This is a genomic window from Vibrio sp. 1874 (assembly GCF_033344395.1).
Lineage (GTDB): Bacteria > Pseudomonadota > Gammaproteobacteria > Enterobacterales > Vibrionaceae > Vibrio > Vibrio alginolyticus.
The window spans coordinates 1-2,333 of sequence record NZ_JAWPOR010000047.1; the positions used below are offsets into that span (position 1 = coordinate 1).

2 protein-coding genes are annotated in these 2,333 nt (G+C 41.8%); one reads left to right on the forward strand and one right to left on the reverse strand.

Annotated elements, in window-relative coordinates; genetic code table 11:
* Positions 1-227: 227 nt before the first annotated feature.
* The gene (gene tetR / locus R8N46_RS24315; protein WP_000113092.1) at positions 228-830 is read right to left on the reverse strand and encodes a tetracycline resistance transcriptional repressor TetR; all 603 of its coding nucleotides are present in this window, start codon (positions 828-830) and stop codon (positions 228-230) included.
* Positions 831-910: 80 nt separating this feature from the next.
* Here tetR and tet(59) point away from each other — a divergent pair, with 80 nt between their 5' ends.
* Positions 911-2,113, forward strand: coding sequence for a tetracycline efflux MFS transporter Tet(59) (gene tet(59) / locus R8N46_RS24320; RefSeq protein ID WP_001031679.1), 1,203 nt, complete (start codon positions 911-913; stop codon positions 2,111-2,113).
* The last annotated feature ends 220 nt before the right edge of the window (positions 2,114-2,333 follow it).

Sequence of the window (2,333 nt, forward strand, 5' to 3'; positions counted from 1 at the left end):
GACCAGTATCCCGATCCCGGCTGGCCGTCCTGGCCGCCACATGAGGCATGTTCCGCGTCCTTGCAATACTGTGTTTAGCAAAAATGCAAGCCGATGAACAACTCGCGATGGCAACAGCTAAAAAATTGGTAGAACAAAAACGCCAAATTGAAAAACAATGTTCTAAATAAATCCACCACTCGCACAAATCCCCCCTATTGTGCGAGCCTAAAAACACAGACACCTTATCACTGCTTTTCGAAACCATTAATCAATGCTTCTAAACCAAATAAAAAAGCCTCTGTGCCATCATCTTGATCCATAATTTGCAAAGCATCTTTTAATAGTCGAGGCATCGTATCATCTGCTATTTGTTGCCTATCATTAAGTGCTGCGATATGTTCTTGCTGCTCTAACACAGAACCTAACGTAAAATGACCAACCGCGCTTATTGCATATAACCCACATTTTAATGAAAAACCATTGTCCACCATAAACTGCAACTGCATTTCTACGGTGTCATATTGGTCTGAACTCGGGCGAGTCCCTAAATGCACTTTTGCGCCATCACGGTAACTTAATAATGCATCACGAAAGCTCAATGCATTATTACGTAAAAATTGTTGCCACGTTTCCCCAACTGCGGGTAATGAATGACGATGATTACGCTTTAGCATTTCAACAGATAATGCATCCAACAATGTGCGCTTGTTCTTCACATGCCAATATAGTGTAGGCTGCTCTACGCCCAGTTTTTGAGCTAGTTTTCGCGTTGTCAGCCCTTCCATTCCCACTTCATTTAGCAACTCTAATGCCACTGTGATGATGGTTTCTTTATCTAATCGCGCCATACTGCCCTCTCTTTTTTTCTATTGACACTCTATCACTGATAGGGATATATTCCAACTCTATCAATGATAGAGAAAAAACGATGAATAAATTTGCGATCACCGCTTTAACGATCACCGCCCTAGATGCTATGGGGATCGGCTTGATCATGCCTGTATTGCCTACATTGTTACGTGAATACGTGTCGGCTGAAAATTTAGCAAATCATTACGGTATCCTGCTGGCACTGTATGCCATCATGCAGGTTTTTTTTGCTCCTCTACTTGGCAAATGGTCTGATAAATTCGGGCGCCGACCAATATTACTACTATCTCTTGCAGGCGCTGCTGTGGATTACACTTTGCTTGCATTATCTAGCTCACTTTGGATGCTATACGTTGGGCGATTAATTTCTGGAGTTACTGGCGCAACAGGTGCGGTCGCCGCTTCTGTTATTGCTGACAATACTGCTTCACAAGAGCGTACTAAGTGGTTTGGACGCTTAGGGGCGGCTTTTGGTGTCGGGTTAATCTCTGGCCCTGCAATTGGCGGCTTTACAGGGCAATTCTCAGCTCATCTTCCTTTTATTATTGCTGCCATTTTAAATGCGCTCTCTTTTTTAGTTATTATGTTGATATTTAAAGATAATAAAATCAAAAATACTGAAAAAAACACCACAGAAACAGCAGAAAATTCGCGACCTTTCCTGCAAGTGATCAAGCCAGTCATACTATTGTTATTTATCTTTTTTATGACTCAAATGATAGGGCAAATTCCAGCAACGACATGGGTGTTATTTACGGAACATCGTTTTCAATGGGGCAGTATGGAGATCGGCCTATCTTTAGCGGGGTTAGGCATCATGCATGCCTTGTTCCAAGCATTTGTAGCGGGCGCAATCGCCAAGAAATTCAATGAAAAAGTGACGATTATTGTGGGCTTTGTTGTTGATGGAGCAGCATTCATTATTTTGTCATTATTGACAAAGGGTTGGATGATTTACCCTACATTAATCTTACTCGCCGGCGGCAGTATTGCGCTACCAGCCTTACAGGGGTTAATGTCAGCTCAAGTCAATCAAACTAACCAAGGTAAGCTACAAGGCGTTCTAGTCAGCTTAACCAATACGACGGGGGTGATCGGCCCATTATTATTTAGCTTTATTTTTGGTCAAACACTGGCAAGTTGGGATGGCTGGATATGGATGATTGGTGCGATAATGTATGTTTTATTGATTGTATTTATTTTATCTTTTTATAGAAGCACCAAAAAGATAGTTAAAATAGCGAAGCTACCAGCGAGCTAAGTTTTAGCATATCAATATTAAGTGCTATGATACCCCTATCAGATTTGCTTTTAGCACAAGATATTAAGAGACAAACCCTATGACATTACCCCCTAAAAAACCAAGAACAAAACCTGCGGAAGAAAGGCTAGATGACCTAATGAACGTATAGGAAGAATAAACGCCCTTTTCACCCAAGTCCAACAGCTTTGGACCGCAGTTGACTCTTTCGACACCCCTG

What these genes read in the sequence shown, in the direction of transcription:
- tetR (WP_000113092.1), bottom strand. Translation starts at nt 830, where the DNA reads ATGGCGCGATTAGATAAAGAAACCATCATCACAGTGGCATTAGAGTTG.